At 47.4% G+C, this 20,803-nt stretch carries 16 protein-coding genes; all 16 read left to right on the top strand.

Annotated features, from left to right (window positions below; translation table 11 throughout):
* Positions 1 to 14: 14 nt before the first annotated feature.
* The gene (locus tag IQ265_RS16525; protein ID WP_194055563.1) at positions 15 to 2,324 is read left to right on the top strand and encodes a polysaccharide biosynthesis tyrosine autokinase; all 2,310 of its coding nucleotides are present in this window, start codon (positions 15 to 17) and stop codon (positions 2,322 to 2,324) included.
* A 61-nt stretch (positions 2,325 to 2,385) separates the two neighbouring features.
* Positions 2,386 to 4,344 (top strand): hypothetical protein, encoded by a 1,959-nt coding sequence (locus tag IQ265_RS16520; protein WP_194055554.1) that lies wholly within the window; start codon positions 2,386 to 2,388, stop codon positions 4,342 to 4,344.
* An 80-nt stretch (positions 4,345 to 4,424) separates the two neighbouring features.
* Positions 4,425 to 5,423 (top strand): hypothetical protein, encoded by a 999-nt coding sequence (locus tag IQ265_RS16515; RefSeq protein WP_194055552.1) that lies wholly within the window; start codon positions 4,425 to 4,427, stop codon positions 5,421 to 5,423.
* A gap of 918 nt (positions 5,424 to 6,341) precedes the next feature.
* A complete protein-coding gene (locus IQ265_RS16510) occupies positions 6,342 to 7,559 on the top strand; it encodes a glycosyltransferase family 4 protein (protein ID WP_255523565.1) in 1,218 nt (405 codons plus the stop codon).
* 246 nt (positions 7,560 to 7,805) lie between these two features.
* Entirely contained in the window at positions 7,806 to 8,231 is a 426-nt protein-coding gene (locus IQ265_RS16505; protein ID WP_194055548.1) for a hypothetical protein, read from the top strand.
* Between the two features lie 142 nt (positions 8,232 to 8,373).
* Entirely contained in the window at positions 8,374 to 9,651 is a 1,278-nt protein-coding gene (locus IQ265_RS16500) for an ABC transporter ATP-binding protein (protein WP_194055546.1), read from the top strand.
* 21 nt (positions 9,652 to 9,672) lie between these two features.
* Positions 9,673 to 10,392 carry a TylF/MycF/NovP-related O-methyltransferase gene (locus IQ265_RS16495; RefSeq protein WP_347404977.1) on the top strand — a complete coding sequence of 240 codons (720 nt, stop codon included), beginning with the start codon at positions 9,673 to 9,675 and terminating at the stop codon, positions 10,390 to 10,392.
* A 60-nt stretch (positions 10,393 to 10,452) separates the two neighbouring features.
* On the top strand, positions 10,453 to 11,739 hold the full coding sequence (locus tag IQ265_RS16490; RefSeq protein ID WP_194055543.1) for a polysaccharide pyruvyl transferase family protein: 1,287 nt from the start codon (positions 10,453 to 10,455) through the stop codon (positions 11,737 to 11,739).
* Between the two features lie 24 nt (positions 11,740 to 11,763).
* A complete protein-coding gene (locus IQ265_RS16485; RefSeq protein ID WP_194055541.1) occupies positions 11,764 to 12,879 on the top strand; it encodes a glycosyltransferase in 1,116 nt (371 codons plus the stop codon).
* A 153-nt stretch (positions 12,880 to 13,032) separates the two neighbouring features.
* Complete coding sequence (locus IQ265_RS16480; protein ID WP_194055539.1) at positions 13,033 to 13,926, top strand: glycosyltransferase family 2 protein; 894 nt, start codon at positions 13,033 to 13,035, stop codon at positions 13,924 to 13,926.
* A 31-nt stretch (positions 13,927 to 13,957) separates the two neighbouring features.
* Positions 13,958 to 15,184 (top strand): glycosyltransferase family 4 protein, encoded by a 1,227-nt coding sequence (locus IQ265_RS16475; RefSeq protein WP_194055536.1) that lies wholly within the window; start codon positions 13,958 to 13,960, stop codon positions 15,182 to 15,184.
* A gap of 89 nt (positions 15,185 to 15,273) precedes the next feature.
* Entirely contained in the window at positions 15,274 to 16,272 is a 999-nt protein-coding gene (locus IQ265_RS16470; protein ID WP_194055534.1) for a glycosyltransferase family 2 protein, read from the top strand.
* Positions 16,273 to 16,321: 49 nt separating this feature from the next.
* Positions 16,322 to 17,605, top strand: coding sequence for a glycosyltransferase (locus IQ265_RS16465; RefSeq protein WP_194055532.1), 1,284 nt, complete (start codon positions 16,322 to 16,324; stop codon positions 17,603 to 17,605).
* Positions 17,605 to 18,624 carry a glycosyltransferase family 4 protein gene (locus IQ265_RS16460; protein ID WP_194055530.1) on the top strand — a complete coding sequence of 340 codons (1,020 nt, stop codon included), beginning with the start codon at positions 17,605 to 17,607 and terminating at the stop codon, positions 18,622 to 18,624. The genes IQ265_RS16465 and IQ265_RS16460 overlap by 1 nt, the downstream gene beginning before the upstream one ends.
* A gap of 132 nt (positions 18,625 to 18,756) precedes the next feature.
* On the top strand, positions 18,757 to 19,590 hold the full coding sequence (locus IQ265_RS16455; RefSeq protein ID WP_194055528.1) for an FkbM family methyltransferase: 834 nt from the start codon (positions 18,757 to 18,759) through the stop codon (positions 19,588 to 19,590).
* Positions 19,591 to 19,917: 327 nt separating this feature from the next.
* Entirely contained in the window at positions 19,918 to 20,790 is an 873-nt protein-coding gene (locus IQ265_RS16450) for an FkbM family methyltransferase (protein ID WP_194055526.1), read from the top strand.
* Positions 20,791 to 20,803: the final 13 nt, after the last annotated feature.

The raw sequence follows: 20,803 nt of genomic DNA, 5'->3' as shown, positions 1-20,803 counted from the left end.
CCCAGATTTACCCTATGCCTTTTCCCTCCTCCACACCCCGCGAAACTAACGGTCATGGCAACGGTCATGGCAACGGTCATGGCTCTGGCAGGCCCGAGTTTGTGCCTGTGATGGCTCCACCCCCCTCCTTAGTGGAGAAGGGCGATGACGTTGACTTCAGCCAGCTGATCGGGGTGCTCAAGCGTCGAGCCGGAGTCTTTCTAGGGGTTGCGGCCCTGTCCTTTGGTGGGTTAACCCTCTGGCATCTGAGCCGTCCTCCGGCCTATAGCGGCAGCGTTAACCTTTTAGTCGAGCCCGTCACTAACGTTACCCCCCTAGCGCTGGAGAATGTCGTTGGGGCCCAGGGCGGTGGGGCATCAGGGCTCGACTACGACAGCCAAATTCGGGTGCTGCGCGGCCCGGCGGTGATCGAACCTATCTTGGCCAACATTCAGCGCCGTTACCCCAACATTACCTACAACGCGCTGCTCAGCCGCCTGTCGATTGTTCAGGAAGGGGAATCAAAGGTGCTGCGCGTCACCTACAACGATGCCGACCCGGCGGTGGTATCGTTTGTGCTCGACCAGGTGATTGAAGGCTTTGTTGACTACAGCGTGCAGGACCGTCAGGGTGACTTGCGCCGGGGGCTAACGTTTTTAGACGAGCAGCTGCAGGAGAAATGGCAGGAGGTTGAGGCCATTGAGAGCGACCTGAGTGAGTTTCAGAAGCGCTACGACATCGTCAACGTCAACGCCACCAGCGAAAGCGTGACCCAGCGCCTCAACCAAATGCTGGCCGATCAAGAGCAGCTGCGGGTAGAGCTAACTGCCCTGGAGCCGCTGTACGACAATCTGCGCGACCAGGTGGGCTTTGACCCCGATACGGCTATTCGGGTGGCCAACCTCAATGAGTCGCCCACCTACCAAGCGCTGCTGGGAGATTTGCGCGAGTTAGAGCAAACCATTGCCGCCGAATCGGCCCGGTTTCAAACCGATACGCCCATGATCGAAGCCCTGGAAGACCAGCGGCAGCAGCTGTTGCCCCTGCTCGAAACCGAGGCCCAGCGGCTGGTGGGGGAAGCTGTGGAAGCCGATACCCTGGGCTACAAAGGCTCGGTGAGCCAGGGGTTGATGCAGCAGCTAGTGGATACCGCCAACCAGATGCAGGTGCTGCAAACCCAGGATCAGGCGATTGGTCAGACGGTGCGGCAGCTGCAGGCCGAAATTCAGCGGCTGGCCGATCTGTCGCGATCGTTTCAGCAAATTGACCGTGAGCTGACGGTGGCCGAAAGCAGCCTCAACCAGCTGCTGGCCAGTCGCCAGGAGATGCGGCTGCAGATGGCCCGGCAGGCGTCTCCCTGGGAGATTATCTCTCCCCTCAGCGAGTCGAGCATTACCAAGACAACCAACTTGCCCCGCAACCTGCTGCTTAGCACGGTGGTGGGGTTGATGCTGGGCGGGGTGGCGGCGCTGCTGCGCGATCGCATCGATCAGGCTTTTCACAGCACCGACGAGCTGATTAAAACAACTCAACTACCCAACCTGGCGACGATACCCAACGCCCCAGCCCTGCAAAAGCAGCCGCTGCTGATCGAGCCCAATCTGGCCGCCACTATGGCTGATGTGCTGACCCAGAGCCAGAGCCCCGAAAAGCTCTACACCTCCTTCAGCTTTGCCGAGGCGTTTTACTCCCTTGAGGCCAACCTGCGCATGCTCAGTTCTGACGTGCCGGTGCAGGTGGTGGCGCTGACCTCTTCGGTGCCGGGGGAGGGAAAGTCGACCGTCTGCGCTCACCTGGCGATCGCGGCGGCCAATATGGGCCGTCGAGTGCTGCTAATTGACGGCGATTTGCGCAAGCCCAGCCAGCACCTGATCTTTGCCCAGCCCAATCGCCAGGGGCTGAGCGACTTGATTACCCAGGCCATTGATGACCCCAACGACTTGGTGCTGCAGCTGCCGGGCAACCCCAACCTGCACCTGCTGACCGCCGGGGCTCGCCCGCCTGCCCCCGGTCGGCTGTTGTCGTCTCGGAAGATGCAGCAGCTCACTGAGCAGTTTCGCCGCCACTACGACCTAATCATTTTTGATACACCGCCTCTGTCCGGCATGATCGACGCTAAACTTACGGCGGCTCATGCTGACGGGCTGCTGCTGGTAGTGCGGCTGCATCGATCGGAGCGATCGGAAATTCAGCGGGTGCTGGCCGACTTGGGCAACACTGCCCAGGCTCCGCTGCTGGGGCTAGTGGTTAATGGTGTACCCCAGAGTCGGCAGAGTGGCTACGACTATTACTACGGCTACTATGGCCGCCCCCAGGTGGCGGTTGGGCTGGAGGAAAACGTCTAGCTAGGGGCTGCTTAGCAGCGGTGGGTGCGGCAACAACGACGGGATGTGAGGAGCATAGACAATGAAGCGTAAATCGAAACCCCTGATTACTGGCGGGCTGCTGGGGCTGGCCGGTTTGGGGCTGCTGCCTCAGGGAGCCGAGGCCAATACCAGCCTGCCGGTCGCGGTTCTCAGCCCAAGCCTGGGTGTGACTCTGGCCGAAGATCCGCATTCGGTGGTTGTGCCTGAGCCTTCGGCCCAGACGACCGCACCCCAAACCGAAAACCAGGGTGTGGCTCAGCCAACCTGGACTCCCGAGGGTGACTCATCTTTGGCAGCGGCGGTAGAACTCGCCCCAGTGCCCAGTGCCCAGCCCGAGCCGACGGTTCTAGACACTGCTGTTTCAAACCGCAGCACCAAGGCCGACCTCGCTGTCCCAGAAGCCACAGCGGCTTTGCCGACACCCGCGTCGGTTGTTGCATCCCCCTCTTCAGAAATATCGGGCCACGGTCTGGCTGAGCAATCAACCGATGCTGCCCCGGTGCCGCTGTCTGCGATCGATTCGCCTGAGCCAGCGGATGCTGTTTCCCAGAGTGAGATTTCCCAAAGTGCACACCAGAGTGCGCTTCAGGCTGAAAGTGAGGCGATCGCTAGTCCTGCCGTCACCGCTGCGGCTGCTCCCCTAGAGCCGTCTGCGCCTGAATCCCCAGCGACCTCTGTTCCCGCCGCCGAGCCGTTTGCTGCGATCGCCTCCAAGCCCGCTGCTAAGCCCCTGGCCCAGGCCATTCAGCGGCCTGATACGGCGCTCGCTGCCCCTAATCGCCCAACGAATTTAGCGTCTCTGCAATCGCGGGCCGCAACGGTACAGGCGTTGCTGCACGACCTGCGATCGGCCTACGGTATTGAAGAGCCGCTCACCGCTACCGATTCTACCGCTGCCCCTGCTGCTTCCCCGCGCCAGGTGTCTCGGCCCGAAACGCTCAGCCGAGGGCCGCAGCTGCCCACCCTACCGTCGCGATCGGCTCGCCGTAGACTGTCGGTTCAGCCACAGAAGCCGATCGCGGCTAGAGTAGCTCCGGTTGTCAATGCTCCTCAGCTCCCCCCGTTACCGGGGCAGACTCCCAATGTCGCCCTGGCGTTGCCGACTCCACAGCCGGTCATGTCCTCGGGACGAGCCGTTAATCTGTCGCCAGAACCCGTAGATGTGCCCTCAGGCTCCTCAGCAGAATTGGCCGTCGTCCCTCGGCCAGCGGCGCAGCCGTCAGCGGTAACTGTTGCCCAGGCAACACCGTCTACCCCAGCGGCAGACCAGCTGCGCAACGATCTGCGCATTGAGCCGCTAACCACTGCAGCCAACCCGGCTCAAAGCTTTCCGCCCTCGCCCAATGCGGGCATTCCCTCTGCTTTTGGGGCTGACTGGGGAGATGTATTCTTCAGCGCTTCGCTCTCCGGGGCCGATCGCCTGCGGGCCGAGGCCGACGGCAGCTTCTCAATGGGCTTTGGGCTGGGCGATGCGCAGCGGGCCGTAGGGGTAGAACTGGCCTACAACCTGCAGAGTATTCGTCGGTTTGGTGAAAATGGCAGTTTTGATGCCAAAGTGCACCGCCACATCTACAGCAGTGATGACACTCAAGTTGCTGCAGCCGTAGGGGTAAACAACTTTGCTTCCTATGGATCTGACGCAGCGGGTACTAGCACTAGCGTGTACGGCGTTGTAACGGCAGCGCGTTTGCTACAGCCCGAGAACCCGGGCAATCGTTTGCCGATTACAGCTACCCTGGGCGCGGGAAGCGGTTATTTTTCTGGTGAAAACAGCAGTGTCGGCGTGATTGCTGGGGTTGGTCTTCAGGTGCATCCTCAATTTTCAATTAACACCGCTTGGAGCGGGGCGGGCTTGAACGTTGGTGCCTCCATTGTGCCCGAGCCCACCATACCGCTGACCCTTAATCTACTCTACGGGGACATTGGCAACAATACCCGCGCCGGTTCCGTCGCAGTGCTTAGCATTGGCTACGGCTTTAATTTTGGTCCCCGATTTTAGGCGGCTTTAGCGGTAGTCCTATCGCTCAATCTTCAGCTATACCTCAACCCCTACAACTCACCCGATTTAGGAGAACAACCGTGGAACAACTGGCGAGCCGACTACGGCGACAACTCTGGCTTCTGCTGGCTCTGGTGGGCGCTAGCCTGGCGATCGCAGTTCCAGGGCACACTGGCTCTGTACCAACGGGCCAGGGCAGCGGCGTGACGGTGGGAGGATCGTCAATTTTAACGATTGGCGCGCCCTGCCTAGGTAATGAAGAGCAGCTAGACTCGAATGCACCGTCCTGCTTGGGTAGCGGAGAGTATCTAGAATCGACCTCACCCAATGCTACGGTCGACCCTTTTACGGGTGAAGTAACCCTGACCGCCGGAGCACAGCAAACTCTCAATGCCTCTGCTAACCAGGTATTGCAGGGGTTGCAAAGCACTAATCCTGCGCTGGCTGCAGCTCTCACCAATCCGGGCGGAATCAACCTCAACAGTCTTAGCCCGGTTGGGGCCATAAGTGAAGGTGAAGACGTTGAGCAGACTGCGAATGAAATTGCGGCCGCTGCCGTCGCTGCGATCGCCAGTAGCGAAAGCGTCTCACTCATCAGCAGCCAGGGCACATTGAGCATCGCTGCTCCTACGGGCGTCCCTGGCGCTCAGCCCACTACCCTGGCCACCTCCGCTGTCTTTACGCCTGTAGGCGGCACGCCGATGGTGATGCCTCTGCGGGGCACTCTCGATCAAATCGCCAACGCTGCAGGGTTTTTGGCGGCCTCCTTTGCCGCTGGCTTGGCCCCTAGCCAGGTGGCCACGTTTACTGAAATGGCCCTGGTCGGAATAGATTATGCTGAGCTGGTATTTCTATTTAATGCCGTCAGCGGCCTGCTGCCTGCTCAACCCCAGGGAACAGTCGCCACGGTCGTCAATGCCACCCAGCTTGAATCGGCAATTCAGGCCTACAACCGCATTCTAGACAACACCGATCCAGCGGCCCTAGTAACCTTGACCCAGTTTGAAGACTTTGTGGTTTTGGGGCGATCGCTACAGCAGTTGAGGGCCGCTGTTGATGTCCAGGCAGCAGCCGACTAAACCACTTTAGAGAATTTCATGTTGAAAAAGCGTTTGGGGCCTACTGGCCTCAAACGCTTTTTTTGAAACCGTCCTTGGCTTACTAGAAGCAAGCTGATAGTTTGAGCCTGCTTTTAAGGTCTATTAGTTTGTCTGGTCACCCTGGCATTGAAATATTTGGGTATTAACCATTTAGTTATTAGGGTATTTCATAGCTTCGAGCGACAACTTTAGTGTTAACCTTTTGAGTTAGCTGCATCGGCATTGTGGCTAAGGTCTACGTTTTTAAGTTGTTATTGTTCCCGGATTTTTGTAAACAAATATTGTTCGGCATCAATCTGGCAAGACTGAATTCGTTGATACAATTCTTGCCGCTGTTTTGTAATTTCTGAAACAGACTTTCTTTGAGAAATATTTCCCTCACTGGCTCGACTCAGAGCAGTTTAGCTCTATCAGGCCAGTTTTCATAAAATGCCATATAATTATCGCCAATGTCTGATAAAGTACGGTATCCTTCTGCGTATTCTCTAAGTCGGGAGAGAATTATGTCAAGAAATATTGAAGCTTCTGCTCGTGCCCTGCGTGATTTATCGCGGTAGGTAAGTTTCTAGGTTTGGCTAGAAAAGTTGCTCTTTTGCTATAGCTATTCTGCTTAGAAAAGCTATAGCTTGCTTTTGCGGGGTTTGTTCTAATTTTCGCTCGAACTATTCTCATATCAACCGATAGGCAGATGCGCAAAAGCTGCCCCTAAGGCAGAACTTGTAATGCTCAGTACGATTTAATCGGAGGCTGGAAGAAACTGTTTGGTGCCGCTTTTTTGCATGCAAGTAAAGGCTGATGAAGCTGATGAAATCAATGCATTTTGATCCGGGCGTATCTCCACAATTGTCAATTTTGACTCAATTTTTTCCCCCTGATTATGCGCCCACTGGGCAACTAATGGCGGAATTAGCCCAGGGGTTGAGTCGCCAGGGCTTGAAGGTGCAGGTGTTTGCTGGTCAGCCGGGCTATGCCTACGATCGCTCCCTCGCCCCTCAGCGAGAAGTAGTTGATGGAGTAATGGTGCGGCGCACGCGTACCTCCCGCCTTTGGCCCCAGCGCATTCGTGGGCGAGCCGTAGGCGGGCTTCTATACTGTCTGCGATCGCTGGTGAAACTGCTGCACCCAGCTCGGCGGGGTGATTTGGTACTTGTCACCACCGAGCCTCCCTACCTGCCCGTGCTGGCCTACCTGCTGCACCGCTTGTTTAAGCAGCCCTACCTGTGCGTTGTTTACGATCTCTACCCCGAGGTGGCGGTGGCGCTTCGAGTTGTTCCCAAAACCCACGGTCTGGCGCGGCTGTGGAACTGGCTCAATTGCCTGACCTGGCGCAACGCCGAGGCGATCGTGGTGCTCAGTCGCACCATGAAGCAGCGCATTGTCGATCAGTGCCCCGAGATCAGCGACAAAATATCGGTCATACACAACTGGGCCGACCCTGGGCTCATCTATCCGCGCCCAAAAGCCGATAACTGGTTTGCCCATCAGCACGGGCTAACCCAAGTATTCACGGTGCTCTACTCCGGCAATATGGGCCGCTGTCACGACTTGGATACCGTTATGGCGACGGCCCAAGCTCTGCGCCACGCGCCCGTTAAGTTTGTGTTTGTGGGCGGCGGAGCCAAACGACAACCCTGCGCAGATCGGGCCCAGGCGGCAGGGTTGACAAACTGCCTGTTTTTGCCCTATCAATCAAAGGGCGATTTGCCCTACTCACTCACAGCCTGCGATCTGAGCCTGGTCAGTCTAGTACCCGGAGTCGAAGGGTTGGTGGCTCCCAGCAAACTCTATAGCAGCCTAGCTGCCGGCCGACCGGTAGCGGCTATCTGTGAAACTCACTCCTACCTGCGATCGCTGCTGGCCGAGGGCGGTTTTGGCCGCGCCTTCAGCAACGGCGATAGCAAGGGCTTGGCCGACTTTATCCACACGCTGATGGCTGACCCAGCCCTGGTCAAGCAGATGGGCGATCGGGGTCGCAGCTACATGCAGCAAAAGTTTACCCCTGAACAGGGCGTCCTTCGCTACGTTGAAGTGGTTGAAAGCTGTCTCTATGGCCCTATGCCTGCCCCTGCTGCCCACGCCTCACCTCCTACTAAGGCCGCAGCCTCTCGGCTGTAGGCTCACCCTTGCTTAGGCTAGCTAGAAATCTTAAATGTTCTGGTCTAGGCCTTGCTTAATTGAATACTTCCGCTACCCTTTCTGACATGGAGCGGACTTCGACGGTCTCAGGATCTCAGTCTCTCCCCCGTAGTCTTAGCCACGCTGACCTAAGACCGTAGACAGGATAAGTGTGTCTGGAAATGATCACCTACCCGTACCTTCGGGAGCACTTGCACTCTAAATACTCGTTGTTGGTTCCTCGTTATGGCCTCATCTCGTCGCAACCGCAGTCGGTCTAAACGGCGCGCCATCTACTGCCCCGAACACGGTACTTACCTTGACAGTGTTAGCCAAAAATATCCCCTCTACACCACCCAAGCCGAGCATTTACAGCAACGGGGCCTAAGCAGACTGCGATCGCTCACTGTAATTGCTGGCTACGGCACTGTTCCTCTAACAGGCGAATGGCTTGAAGCCTTTTGGTGTGACCATTGCCAAACAACTCGCTGGTACCACGTCCACAAAACCGCTGCCAACCAGTACACCGTTGAAACCGCCCCGGAAACCCTCTGGATGCAAGCCAGCGGCGTTATTCTCCCTACCGGCAACCCTACCGTTAGCGAATTCACCCGTCGCCAAGCCCGCCAAACCCAGTACCAGGGCATCAAAGATTTTCGCCGCATTGGCTAATAGTCTCTGTGGTAGATACCCCACAGTTTCTTTCCAGCAAAAGCCTAAAGCCACTTTATATGTTCAACTATCCGAGCGTACCCTTGCAGATGTAATTTAGCTCCCAACGCCATAGCCTTACTATCTACCACCTGCAGCTCCAATGTCTGACACCGTCATCCGGGTTGAAAACCTGGGTAAAAAATATATTATTGGCCACCAGCAGCAAGAGCGCTACACCGCCCTGCGAGATGTATTGGCTAAGCAAGCCAAAGGTATAACCCAGCTTTTCAACCCCAAAGCTAAAGCCGAAAATCTTAAATTAGAAGAGTTTTGGGCTTTGAAGGATGTGTCGTTTGAGGTAAAACAGGGCGATCGCATTGGCATCATTGGTCGCAACGGCGCAGGCAAATCTACCCTGCTAAAGATTCTGAGTCGTATTACCGAACCCACAGAAGGGCGTATTAGCATCAAAGGCCGAGTAGCCAGCCTGCTAGAAGTAGGCACAGGGTTCCACCCGGAGCTAACGGGTCGAGAAAATATCTATCTCAACGGGGCCATCCTAGGGATGAGCAAGCTAGACATTCGTCGCAAGTTTGACGAGATTGTCGCTTTTGCAGAGGTCGAAAAATTTTTGGATACGCCGGTTAAACGATACAGCAGTGGTATGTATGTGCGACTAGCATTTGCGGTAGCAGCGCACCTAGAGCCAGAGATTTTGATTGTGGATGAAGTGCTGGCGGTGGGAGATGCGGCGTTTCAAAAGAAATGTTTGGGGAAGATGGAGGATGTGGCAGAGAAGGAGGGAAGGACGGTTTTGTTTGTCAGTCATAATCTCGGTACCCTACAAACCCTTTGTAGAAGAGGAATTCTATTGGCTCAAGGCAAAGTCGTCAAAAATGGCACAGCGGTGGCGGCAACTAACTCTTATTTAGAAGCAATGGAAAAAAACGTTACAACCAATTTATCCTGTAGGAAGGATCGAAAAGGGAGGGGAAAAATACGATTAGTTCAAGTACAAGCTATTGGAATAAATGGTGACTCGACTGGCAACTTAGTTGCTGGCCAACCGGCTAAATTTATATTTACTGTTAATAATGCAGCTTTTGGCTTAACCTGCGTTTTCACCTTTTACGATCAGCAAGGCCATCCGATTAGCTGTTTTAACAGTGCGAATCGCAGTTCAAAGGACGAAATCAATACTGTAGCAGGAGACCACTTGGTTTGTGAAATTGATGAATTATTGCTTCTCCCAGGCCGCTATCGAATCAACGTCGCTCTTATGAGCGATGGAGAGGTGCAAGATCATATTGAATCTGCATACATTTTTGATGTTGAGCAGGGACATATACAAGGAAGGACAGCATATTCTTCTAGTCATGGCAGCATAATGATTCCTCACCAATGGGGAATGGGGGGGCATCAAGCCTGGAGTATGTAACACCTAACACTACGTAATGCCGTGAAAAATCAATTACTGTCTACGAGTATTAAAAATTTCCTTAAAGGAAGAAAAACTTCCCAACCTATCATGGCCACTATTGATAGTGTAATTAAGCAGGAACTAACTTATTTGAATCGGGATGCTTTGCTAGATCTAGCTAGCGTTATCATTAATAATCGAAAGAATAAAATCGATGGAGTCATCGTAGAGACTGGTTGTGCATTAGGGGGTTCTGCGATAATTATTGCCAGCTCTAAATCTAAAAGTCAAAAATTCTTCATTTTTGATGTATTTGGAATAATTCCCCAACCTTCTGCAAAAGATGAACAAGATGTTCATGAGCGTTATGAAACAATTATCTCTGGCAACTCGAAAGGTATTGGGAAATCAAAATACTATGGATATGAAGAAGATTTATATGGGAAAGTGGTTAACAATTTTTTGTCTTATGGGCTTGATTTGGAACAAAACCACATCTATCTTGTGACTGGTTTGTATGAAAAATCACTGTTTATCGATCACCCAGTCTCTTTAGCCCATATTGATTGCGACTGGTATGATTCCGTATACACTTGCTTGTCACGTATAGAGCCACATCTTGTTAGCGGAGGCACCTTAGTAATCGATGATTACTATGTTTGGACTGGATGTCGTAGAGCCGTTGATGAGTATTTTGAGAATATTAAGGCAGGATATGACTTTTATCATAAAAGCAGGTTACACATAGTCAAAAAGTGATTGGCTCTCTTGCCCTAATGTGTTGGTAATACTAGTGCCCTGATTTAGAGAGCTGGGATAATGCGCATTTTAGTTGAGAATAGTGGTTATCGCCTTCTTAATATGGGGGATCTAGCTATGCTAACGGTAGCTTTATCACGCCTAGATCGCCTTTTCCCTCACTCATCTATTCAAGTTCTGACATCAGATCCCGAAAAATTATCGGAAATTTTTCCAAGCACAAAGCCTATATCAGTTCAGGCTCGTATGACTTGGTTCTCACCTTTGGCAGCCCGGTATTATCAGTTACCACTCATTAGATATTTCTCCAAACTAGGCTTATTTTTAGAAAATTTGCTCCGTCGACACAAGCCGACTCTTTTTTTGAGAATTTTATCCCTAAAGCTTAAAAAAAAAGCCGGTCTTCTCGAAGAAGTTCGGCTTTTGATGGATGCTTTGTATAGGGCAGATATAGTAATTGCAACTGGTGGAGGATATATTACTGACGAGTTTAAATGTGAAACGCAGCCGAGGTTAGCAATGTTAAGCCTGGCTAATCAACTAGGGATACCAACCATACTAGTTGGACAAGGACTAGGCCCTGTTCAAGATTTAGAGTTGCAGCGGCAAATTAAGAAAACTCTTGCTCAAGCTGACCTGATTTGTCTCCGAGAACAGCTCGCAAGCGTAGCCCTTATTAACTACATAGGAATCCCTAATGTACCAATTTTAATCACTGGAGATGACGCTATTGAATTAGCCTACAAAGCTCGTACAGAGCACATAGGTAGTGGTATTGGCATTAATCTTAGAGTAGCACCCTACTCCGAAGTGGGAGAAAGCATTGTCCAAACTTTACGGCTAGTTTTCCTAAATATAGCTAGTAAATTCCAGGCTTCGCTCATCCCTATACCGATAGATCATTCTGCTTATGATGGCTTAGTAGATCCTGATAGCACAACAATTGAAAAACTAGTTGGTCAGGATTCTAGAGATCTAGGTGGAGGCGCTGAATTAGATACACCCCTTAAGATCATTGAGCAAGTTGGTCGTTGCAGGGTTGTTATAACTGGCAGTTACCATGCTGGGGTATTTGCTCTCTCACAGGGCATCCCAGTTGTTGGGCTAGCCAAATCAAAATATTATGTTGATAAATTTTTTGGCTTAGCCGATCAGTTTGGTGTGGGCTGTTCGGTTCTCATGCTTGACGAAATCGATTTAGAAAACAAACTAACTGACTGCACTAAGAATCTCTGGAACGAAGCTGAAACCCTTAGACCAATTTTGCTGGATGCCGCTCGTGCTCAAATTCAAGCAGGGATAATTGCTTATCAAAAAATTTTGGAGGAAGTCAAATTAAAAAGATAGAGCTTGCTGTTTTTGGCCAGATAAATGACAGAAATTAGTGTTTTGATGCCTGTTTATAATGGAAAAGTATACCTAGAACAATCAGTTGAAAGTATTCTTTCTCAAACCTTTTCCAGTTTTGAATTTATTATTATTGATGATTGCTCTACTGACTCAACATACGATATTCTTCTCGCTTATGCTGCGTTAGATTCTCGTATCAAGCTTCACAAGAATGAATCAAATTTTGGTATAGAAAAAACCTTAAACATAGGGCTAGCAATAGCTCAAGGCAAGTACGTTGCCCGCCAAGACGCTGACGATATTTCTTTTGAAAATCGCTTAGAAAAGCAGTTTTCCTTCTTAGAACATACTCCTGCTGTGGGAGCAATCGGAGCCGCTGTTGAAATTATTGATTCTCAAGGACAAAAAGTAGGTGAATCCCATCCTCCTACAGACCATGAAAGCTTAAAAATGCTTTTTTTAATCAATAACTTTATGCATCACTCTACTTTAATGGCTCGTCGAGATTTGTTGATGCACATAGGTGGCTATAATGAGCAGATGCGTCGGGCAGAAGACTATGACTTGTGGTGGAGATTAAGCTGCCACTCCCGCGTAGAAAACTTGCCTGAAGTCTTATTGAAACGTCGTCTAGATGATGGCCCTAGAATAAGTGTATTGCATCGCGAAAGTCAGTTGATTTGCTCTTACAAAATTGCACTAGGCGCTGTTGTTGATACCATCGGTAATCGCTCATACTTTCCAAAAAAAAGCTATGAACGCCTTTGGTGGGCTATATTGGGTACTCTGGATAGAAACTCGTTTCTTAACTATTGGTCAATTCCACAAGGTAAGGCTGGGGAACTAAGCTTCAATGATATTAAGCAATTGTATCCCCTGTGGAATTTTATATATATTTCACCTGGGGGTAGACTTGCATGGGGTACCCTCCTACAGCCTTTAATTCTTGATTTCATTAATTTAAAGAAATTTGTATGCGCTTTTCAGATTTTATACATAACTCAATTCAACTGGAAAATTAAAGTTCGATATTTTTTGATTTTGAAAGTTTTAGTAAGAGCCTTGCTTCCCAGTTGTATTTTAAGTTTAAGTATTCCCTTAAGACAAAAAACTTTCTCAACAAAATCTGACTTTTAGTTTACTAAACCTTGCCCTAGTGTTAATGCCCGTTTCTTTCCAAACTCCTTGTGTTTATGAATGTGCTCCAGGTAAACCAGTCAGATATTGGCGGTGGAACCGCGATCATCAGTTGTTAATCTGATCAAAATTTGATACAGAAAGTTACTGAAAATGGTTGAGCAATTCCCACTCATTAGTGTAGTCACTCCATCCTACAATCAAGCTACTTTTATCGAAGCGACTATCAAAAGTGTTTTAAACCAAGATTATCCCAATCTTCAGTACATTATTATTGACGGCGGCTCTGATGATGGGAGTCGAGAAATCATCGAGCGCTACCAAGAGCATCTTTACTTTTGGTGTAGTGAACCTGACCAAGGTCAATATGATGCCATAAATAAAGGTTTTTCCCACGCCTCTGGTCAGATTATGACCTGGTTAAACAGCGACGATATGCTATGTCCATGGGCACTAAGAACAATTGCTAGTGTGATGATTGAACTACCACAAATAAAGTGGCTTTCAACTTTGTGCCCTGCCTACTGGGATTATCACTCTTTTTGCTCTAATATCGGCGTTACTAATGGCTACTCTCTAGAAGCATTTCTAGATGGATATTATTTACCTCCTATTGGGGGCAAAGCTTTTATTCAACAAGAGTCGACATTTTGGAATCGAGAGCTTTGGAACCAAGCAGGTAGTTATCTAAGTACTGATCTCAAGCTTGCCAGTGATTTCGATCTTTGGTGTCGTTTTTTTCAACATACCGATCTCTACGGTATAGCTTCTCCTTTAGGTGGATTTCGACGACAGCATTTTCAAAAGAGTCGTAATATGGATCTATACTCACAAGAAGCAGTAGATTCATTAAATAAATTAAGAAAGATTAAAGGCTGGAAGCCTCATAAGGTTAGGAAAACACTTCTTAAGTTAAAAGTAGATCAAATCCCTAAAGCAAGAAAATATTTGAAGCTAAAAGTTGGATACGTAGGTAAAAGGATCTATAGAATGCAAAAAGACAATCCTAAGGCCTACTGGACTGTTGAAGAATATCGCTACTTGTAAATAGGTAATCGCTTTTTAAGAAAAGCATTTGATGAAAGTTTTACAAATAAATTTCAGTGACTATGCTGAAGGCGGCGGCGGCTCGATTGCTCACTTCCGTTTATTAGAAAGTTTAAGGAATCTAGGCATAGACTGTAAGAGTCTTAGCGGAATTAAAACTACCGATCTGTCATACACAAAATCTATAGATAGGCAACCAAGGTACGAATCAGCTATTCGAAAATTCACTTATAAGCTAGGTTTAAACGACGTTCACTGTATCAGTTCTTTTAATATAGACAAAGACCCATTTTTTATTGATGCTGATATTATTAACTTTCACATCATTCACAGTGGTTTCTTCAGTTACTTATCCATACCCTACCTCATTCGTAAAAAAACAGCTGTCTTGACCCTCCATGATATGTGGAGCTTTACTGGTCACTGTGCTTACAGCTATGATTGCAGCCGATGGCAAATCGGCTGTGGTCAGTGCCCTTATCCAGAAACTTATCCCGCCATCCGCCGCGACAGCACCCGTTGGGAATGGAAGCTAAAGGATTGGGTTTATAACCGCTCAGACCTAACGATAGTTACGCCTAGTCGTTGGTTAACATCCCAAGCTAAGGCCAGCATGCTAGGTCGTTTTCCAGTTCACCATATACCCTATGGTATTGACACCGATGCCTATCATCCCCTTGATTCCGAACTCTGTCGTGCCACATTAGGCATCCCTTTAGGGAAAAGAGTTTTAATGTTTAGTGCTGAGAACCTTAAAGATTCTCGCAAAGGGAGTGACTTGCTAATTCAGGCGCTCGAGCACCTCCCTCCTGCGCTTAAGCAAGACTGTGTATTGCTTACCCTAGGTAAACGCACTACTCAGCTAGAAGCAGCAGTCGATATACCGGCAATACATCTGGGTTACATCAGTAGCGATCGACTTAAGGCTGTTGCCTATTCTGCCGCAGACTTATTTCTCTTTCCTACCCGCGCCGATAACTTACCCCTAGTACTGCAAGAGAGCATGGCCTGCGGCACCCCTATAATATCTTTCGACATTGGTGGTGTGTCCGATCTGGTCCGCCCCAGCATCACTGGCTATCTAGCCCGCCCTGAAGACACTAGCGATTTTTGCGGCGGCATCATTAAACTTCTTAGTGACGATATTCAACGCCAGCGGTTAAGCAGAAACTGTCGGCGTATTGCTTTAGAAGAGTATTCTCTTGAACTACAGGCCCAGCGATACCAGCGCCTGTACCAACAGTTGCTAAATAAATAACTTTAACTCATTCCAGATCTGCCTAAGCAACCCTTCAATAACGTTCAACGAGGTCTGATTCCCCTCCGTCTATACCAAATCGTATTTTAATGAAAGCAAATTATTCCGCTTTTACTTCAGCAAGTTTATCTAAGTCATTGGCAGATAAAGCAGACTGGTCCTGGGCTATTGCTAGCCAATCATTGTCAGCGTATATGCCCAATGGTTCAGCATGGCCACGCATCAGCATTGTAACTCCTAGCTATAATCAAGGAGAATTTATTGAAGAGACTATTCAATCAGTTATTACACAAGGATATCCTAATCTTGAGTATTTCATTATTGATGGCGGAAGTACCGACAATTCGGTAGAAATCATAAAAAAGTACAGCAAACACATAACAGGCTGGATTTCCGAAAAGGATCAAGGAGCATGGGATGCAGTTCTGAAGGGCTCAAAAATGTGTACTGGAAAGTGGTTTAATTGGCTTAATAGTGATGATGTGTTAATGCCAAACAGCCTTTTTAATTTTGCTGAAATTGCAAGCTTTTGCCAAACATACAAGTGGATCTCTGGCGGCAGAATTGACATTAATAAAGAGGGGTACTGCGTTAGAAGTACTTGTCCCTGGATCAGAAGCCCAAATCTGTTAGCTTTTGGCCAGGGTTTCTTTCCTCAAGATGCGACCTTCGTGCAATTAGAGGAGTTCAACCAGGCTTCCCAAAAAGTTCCAAAAGAGTTGAAAAACATATTTGATACAGCTCTTCATAACATTTTGCTCAGCAGGAGCAAGCCTTTGCTGACCACCGCAATTTTCTCGTCAATGCGATGGCATGGCAAGCAACTGACATCAAACGATGCTATTAGGGCACAAGAATATAGGTTAATACGCTCGCTAGGATTTGCCCCTAAGCTGAATTGGCAACAAAAGGTTTTGCACAGGCTTTCGCAGACTAGATTCCATGAATTAGTTATTCAGGTAACTCGCTTGCTTCTTAGCCTCGGTTTAGTAAAAGCCGATGATTTTGATGCTTTGGTTTATGATCCTTGGGCAAGGAAGTACGAACTCAAAAGTGCTAGAAAAGCCTATTTGTCTAACAACTTTTAGTGTCTAAGCGGCAGATTGGTTCTGGCATAATGCGCCCAAGCTTAAAGTAATGAAAATTCTTCAATTAAGTAACAATTTATCTCGCGATGTTACTGGCGGTACTGAACTTTTCATTGAGCAAGTTTCTCAGCAACAATTATGCAGACATGAGGTTTTATGGGCAGCTCATCAAAATAATGACAGCCAGCCCCTAGGTGAAGACTGTCATAAAGGAATTAATGTTTTTACCTTGCCGCCAATTGTCAAGGGTAATCGAATCGAAACCGTTTCCCATTGTTGTAGAGAAGCAACTGGCTTTGCCGATCTTTTAGCTCACTTCAAGCCTGATATTGTCCATTTACACTCCCTCTCTTATCAATGTGGTTTAGCTCACATTAAATTAGCTAAATCAGCAGGCGCAAAAGTTGTTATGACTGTTCATGCTCCTGGCTTTACTTGTATACAAGGAAGTTTGCTATATCGCCGTAAAACAATTTGTGATGGCGCTATTCGTGATGAAAAATGTACTGAGTGTCGAGTGATCAATGGGAGACTGCCGGCACTTCTAGCCCGCTTAATAGCTACCTATCGCTGGCCTTATATATCTCCTGAAGGAAACAGCAAAGTGCGCCATGTACTGACAGCAAAACAGTTGACAGCAGCATTTCGTCAGGCTTGGGCTAAAGTTGTCCATGATGTAGATGCATTCCACGTACTATGCAACTGGTCTCAACAAGTTTTGCGCCGTAATGAGGTGCCTGAATCGAAGCTTCACCTGATTCGCACTGCTGGGCCAGAACCACTACCTCTGAAGCAGCGAAAACCCATGGAAGACGGAGCGCTTCGTTGCGTTTACTGGGGACGTTGCGCAGAGGTAAAAGGCATTCACATCATTATTGATGCAGTGCAGAAGCTTCCTATCCATTTGCCCATAAAAGTATCATTTTATGGGCCCCACTGGGACAATGCCTACGGTCAAGCTATGCTGAGTCGAATTGTCCATGACCCTCGCTTCACAGTCCACGGGAATTTGCCGAAAGAAAAGCTGCTGCCAAAACTGCAGCAGTACGATGTGGCTTTGATTCCCTCCACATGGTTAGAAACCGGGCCTCTAACGGTTTTAGAAGCCTTTGCCGCAGGGTTATCAGTCATTGGTTCGGATCTAGGAGGTATTCGAGAGCTCTTGAAAAACCAGGAGGGTTGTTTTTTGATACCTTCTGAAATTGATAGTTGGAGTAACATACTTGCAAAAATAGTTAGTTCCCCTCACTATTTAAACAATCAGCCAAAGCAATATCCAAGCTTTAAAGAGCTAAATACAGCCTTAAATACTCTCTACCTCAGTCTAAACTAATGAGATTGTTGGTTATTGCTGATCCTCACATTCCGATTCCGCCCCACTGTTATGGAGGAACAGAGAGAATCATTCATTTGCTATGCCAAGGACTACAAAATCGCGGTCATATTATTGATCTGATTGCGGGTGCGGGGTCTCGTTCCTACGGAGGACATTTAAAGATCCACCAAGCACCGACATTAGCCTACGCCAGTCGTGCATCTAGGAAATTGTGGTTCCAATACCTATGTGCAACTAGTTTATCTAACGTCGATATAATCCTAAATTTTGGACGAATTGATTACCTAGAGCTACTGCTTAAGACATCTAAACCCCTGGTTTGTAGATTTGCAAATCCAATCCACCAAACTGAGATTGATTTTTTAGTTAGTCGTAGAAATAGAAAACAACTTAACCTTGTTGGTATTAGCCAAGCTCAGATTGCACATCTAAAATTTGAGAGAGGTTTTCATGTTGTCTACAATGGTGTTGAGCTAGAGCGTTTTCAGTTTTTGGGTGATTCAAAAAAATCACCTCCTTATCTTCTTTTTCTTGGTCGATTAACTCAGAACAAGGGAGTAGATGTCGCGATCGCAGTAGCTCAAGCCGCAGGTGTTGTTCTCAAAATTGCTGGCAATATTCCTAATAATTTATCTGATCGTCAGTTCTTTGAAGCTGCTATCCAGCCTCATCTTGGTTATGGTTGTGAGTGGGTTGGCCCTGTAGACGACGAACAAAAAAACGAGCTTTTGGGCAATGCCTTGGCTTTACTCTTCCCCATTCAATGGGATGAACCCTTTGGCATCGTAATGATTGAAAGCTTAGCCTGCGGCACGCCTATCATCGCCACCCGCCGCGCTTCGACTCCAGAAGTAATTGACCATGGCAAAACTGGCTTCTTGTGTGAGTCAGTGAATACAATGGTCGAAGCAGTTAAGCAAGTTCACATTCTCGACCGATGGACTTGCCGTCACACTGCTGAAACCCGTTTCAGTGCAGACGTTATGGTTGAGCAATATTTGAAAGTAATATCCTAAATATGTTTTACGGTATCTTCATATGCTTTCTTTTTTATTAGACTTGCAAAGCTTCGAGTATTTATAGTATGGAAATTTTAATGCTCAAATTTGTGAGTAGATTAATCAGCAACAGCAAGGAATGCTAATTTGATGGGTAGAAAACTTAATCTGAAAACATTGCTTTCAGAATTTTTCCTGTCGTACATACAGAATTTTCCGATCAAACGAGGAAAATATAAAATTGCTACGTTGATTAGCCATTTTCTAGATGGAGCAGTTGTCACCTCGGTTTATGGGCCAAAACTAAGCGCAAGATTTAAAGATAGCACTTTTTGGCTTATGGCCCGTTACGGCAATGAAGGTTGTTATGATCATCTTCAAGACTTAGGGGCAAACGATGTTTTTATCGATATAGGTGCTAATATAGGCCTCTTTACAATTCTTGCTTCTTCTCAGTGCTCTATGGTTATTTCCATAGAAGCATCTTCCAGAGAATTCTCAGAGCTTATACGAAATATTTCACTCAACAAGTGTACCAATGTTGTCCCTATTCTAGGAGCAGCAGGGAGTAAACTCAGCCTAAGCAAGATACATGTACAAGAAATTTCGCACAGTGGCGGCAATTCAATCCTTCTTGATAGTATTTCTCAGAATATTTGCCAAACTCAAACAGTTCAAATGGTAACAGTAGATCACTTGGTGAACTCATATAAAGAATATTACAATCTCATGGACAATAATCTGAACAACTCATTTGTTATAAAGATTGATGTTGAAGGTTTTGAGCCACAAGTCTTACTTGGAATGAAAGCAGCGTTGATATCCGGCAAAGTACGCAAGGTTATTGTTGAAATTGATCATCAACGATCCAAGCGGTTAGCCAATTCCGATTTTGATATTTATGACTACATGAAAAACTGTGGTTTTATTCCTATATCCAACAAGAATGAGAATCATTACGACGAGTGTTTCGTTCTGGTCTGAGCTTTTATTCCAGTTTTTTGCGCTTCATAGAATGCCTGACAAAGCACTTAAAATATGAGATTTCAAGGTTTGAACAGCTAGAGCATTGCTTTAGATCATGCACACGAGTACTTTAAATACCCATCATCTTCAGCGTATGGGGAATCAATATCTGACATATTTGGTCATACTAAACTAGTCTTTTTGCGTTCCAGGCTAAATTCGAGCTTATTCTAATTAAATGCTCATTTGTTTTCTTTTTAGTCGATAGTGCAAGATTTGTAGCTTGCTGACGCTAGTGCCTTTAACGCCCTATTATAAATTTCTTTATTTTGAGCTAGTTCTTTTATGTCAATTAACAACTATATTCGCCAAGTCAAAAGCATATGGAATCATCCCTCCAACCATGAAAATCGTCTAGGTGCGGTATTAAGATCGGCTAGTCAGTACTACACTTGCTTAGTGAAAGGCCAGGAAATAAGAATACCTGCATTTGGATATAATCTATTTTTAGACCCAAAAGCGGACTTTTCAAGAAGCTATATCTACTACACAGCGCTCAAAGATTATCATGGCATGAACTTTATTCGGCGATATTTAAAGACTGATGACTTTTTTATTGATGCAGGTGCAAATATAGGAATTTACAGTTTACTAGCATCCTCTTTAGTCGGTATAAAGGGTTGTGTATATTCATTTGAGCCCATCCCTTCAACTTTTCGCAGACTTCAAAAAAATATCACTCAAAATAATATTACAAACATTAAGTCCTTTCAAATAGCACTAGGTGAAAGCTTTGAACAATTAAAATTTACTCTTGACCAAGATGAAACAAACCATGTAGTTCCCGATGCATCTCAGCATTTAGCTGTTTCTGTCTCTTCTATGCCATTGAGCGAAGCAGTTCCATTGGATATTCCTTGGGCAATGGCTAAGGTTGATCTTGAGGGCTATGAGCTATTTTTTCTTCGTGGTGCATATAAGCTTTTGAAAAATTCTAACCCTCCTGTTATATTACTAGAAATTAATAATTCTTTTTCAAGGTATGGATACTCAGAAAAAGATATTTACTGCCTCTTAGAAGATTTCGGGTATGAGGCTTCTACCTATGATGCAGACTCAAATCGCCTTGATTTCAAGACAGATACTTGGAATGATGTTTTGTTCATCAGCAAAGACCGCAAGGATTTCGTTTTGCAAAGACTCAGCACGTGTAACTAAGTCTGTTGCAGTT

The sequence above is a fragment of the Nodosilinea sp. LEGE 06152 genome (genome assembly GCF_015207525.1).
Lineage (GTDB): Bacteria > Cyanobacteriota > Cyanobacteriia > Phormidesmidales > Phormidesmidaceae > Nodosilinea.
The sequence above is the reverse complement of the archived record's forward strand: the minus strand, read 5'-3'. Positions and strand labels throughout refer to the sequence as shown.